At 50.7% G+C, this 2,886-nt stretch carries 1 pseudogene; it reads right to left on the reverse strand.

Annotated elements, in window-relative coordinates:
• Window positions 1-669: 669 nt before the first annotated feature.
• Window positions 670-1,998, reverse strand: a pseudogene (gene priA / locus Q0413_RS11210) (primosomal protein N'); the annotation flags it as partial.
• Window positions 1,999-2,886 lie beyond the last annotated feature (888 nt).

Genomic DNA, 2,886 nt, shown 5'->3' on the forward strand with positions numbered 1-2,886 from the left:
TTAGCTCATCTAAATTATCGCTCAAATCGTCTCCTTAAATTTTACCCGAAATTTTGCCACTCTTTTTTAGCCCGCTCCGCAAACAAACGCTGCAAAAAGGCGTCCGCGGCGGATAAAATTTCGCTCGAATTTTAAAAGCTCTGTCTAGCCGAAGTTTACGGGATCCATATCGATCTCGACGGGCAGATGCTCAAGCGTGTGCGCAGCATTGATGAGCGGCACGTGCGAGCTAGCGCGCAGCAGAATTTCAAAGCGAAATTTCGACGCGATATAGGCGATGCCCGCCTTACCGTAGCCGATGATCTCAAAGCTCTCGCTCGCTTTCTCTTTCAAATACTGCACGGAATTTTCGGCAGCATTTTCGGTCGCTAAATTTATAAAATTTTGCACGCTACTCTTTCTTTCAGGCTTTAAATTTACGCTACCTGCGCCTGCGTCGCAAGCTAAAATTTGCGCGGTATTTTTTAAATTTGAAGCGTTTTTTTGATAGTTTAAATTTGCGTTGCTCTCGCGCGGATCCGAGCTTTGAAATTTAAAAATTGACATCTGCTTACTGCCCTGCTGCGCGGCATTTTCTAAATTTAAAGCGCTTAAATTTGCTTGCCTCGCGTCCAGCCCGTCATGCGATGCAAACGCGCTATCTCCCGCCTGTTTGCGGCGTAAAAGCTCAAGCGCTACGTTCATTATCTTGCTCGCCACTTTTTCGTTTTTATGCGAGATCAGCACGCGCAAAAGCCGCATATACGGCGGATAGAGCCCCTCGCGAAACTCCGCTTCGTCGCGCAAAAAATCGTCGTAGTTTTCGATATAATCCCTAAAAAAGCCGCTCTGGCGCGTCTGTATGACGACCCTACCCTGCCCCGAGCGGCCCGCGCGGCCCGCCACCTGCATCGCAAGCGCCAGCGTCTTTTCACGCGCCCTAAAATCGGGATAGCTCAGATGCTCGTCGATCCCCATTATCACCGCAAGATCGACGCCATGGTAATCGTGCCCCTTGCTAAGCATCTGCGTGCCTACCAGAATGTCGATTTTATGGGCGTTGAAGTTATTGAGCAGCGCCTCAAGCTTGCGCTGTGTGGTGATCTCGTCGCGATCAAATTTAGCGATGCGGGCGCTTGGGAAACGCGCCGCAAGCTGTGCGGCAAGCTCGCCGGTGCCAATCTTGCGCGCCTGCATCACCTCGCCGCCACAGTTTTCGCAAGACGCCCTGTAAAACGTGCTAAAGCCGCAGTAATGGCACTTTAGAGCCGCAGCGTCCGCGTGGTAGCTCATCCCGACGGCGCAAAACGGGCAGCGCACGATCTGCCCGCAGTTTTCGCAGACCATATATTTGTAGTTCGCGCGCGTCGGCAAAAACACGACCGCTTGCTTGCCGGCTTCGAGGCTGCGCCCGATCTCGGTTAAAATTTTAGGGCTCAGCCCCGTCTCGCTCTCGTCGAAAATGAAGCGCTTGGCGCTGCTAAAATAGGTGCCGCGCAGGCGGAAGTGCGGCTGCTTCGCGTAGGTGCTAAGCGCGGGCGTCGCAGAGCCCAAAACCACGCGGATGCCGAGCTTCTTGCCGACGAAAATCGCGGCGTCGCGGGCATTTAGGCGCGGCGCGGCGGCGGATTTGTAGCTGTCGTCGTGCTCCTCGTCCACGACGATGAGACCTAGATCGCTAAAGGGCAAAAACAGCGCGGAGCGGGCGCCCGCGATGAGCCGAATCTCGCCTACGTTAAATTTCGCTAAAATTTCGCGCTTTTTTTTGGGCGAAATTTTGGAGTGCCAGACGCCGAGCCGCTCGCCGAAATAGCTCTGCAGCCGCTTCGTCATCTGCGGCGTAAGCGAAATCTCGGGCATCAAAAACAGCGCCTGCTTGCCTGCAGCGAGCGCCTGCGCGATCAGCGCGATATAAATTTCGCTCTTGCCGCTGCCTGTATCGCCGAAGATCAGCGACGTCTCATTGGCTTCGGCAAATTTACGCGCTTGCTCCTGCGCGGGGGTGAGGTTTGGAATTTTACCTATTTGAAGCGAGGATAGCAGCGAAACGGGATTTTGTACGGTCTCGGGATTTTGAATTGAGATGGAATTTTGCGCTGAAGTAGAATTTTTAATCGAAATGGAATTCTCTCCCTTGGCAAAATCCCGCTCTTGGGTCAAATTTTGCGCGATAGCGAAATTTTGTTTGTGTGCCGAACTCGGCGCGGTAACAAAATTTATGGCGGTCTTCATGGCGGCAGAATTTTGAATCAATGCGAAATTTTGAATTGAGGCGGAATTTAGTTCATTGACAAAGCCCTGCTCTTGGATAGAATTCTGCGCAGGGGCGGAATTTGACGCCAAATTTTGCGAGATAGAATTTGGCGCCCGCTTTAAATTTTGCTTTTGCATGGAATTTGGCGCGATGACGGAATTTATGACGGTGGCAGAATTTTTTGAGATAGTAGAATTCCTCGTCAATGCAAAATTCTGGATTGAGGCGGAATTTTGTATGGCACTAAAGTCATCGTCGAGCGCAGAATTTTGTGCGGTGATGGAATTCTGCTCGGAAATAAAATTTTGTTCGCGGGTAGAAGTTTGCTTGCAAGCGGAAATTGGCTTACTAACGGAAATTTTTTCGCAAGCGCAATTCCGCTCGGTAGCGAGATCCTCCTGCGAATTCTGCGCCGTATCGCTTGCAGGCTCGAAAATCCCAAATGCAACGCCCTTTTCGCAGACATAGTAGTACGCGATAAAATTTGCAAGTGCGATCTGAAACGGGCTAAATTTAAGCTGCGAAATCTCTAAAATTTCCTTGGTTTTGAAGTTTGGCTTTGCAACCTCGCGCAGAACCACGGCGGATTTGACGCTCGATTTTACGGGAACGGATACTATTTGATAAGATGGAATTTTAAAATTTGAACTATA

It is taken from the genome of uncultured Campylobacter sp., assembly GCF_938045465.1.
Classification (GTDB): domain Bacteria; phylum Campylobacterota; class Campylobacteria; order Campylobacterales; family Campylobacteraceae; genus Campylobacter_B.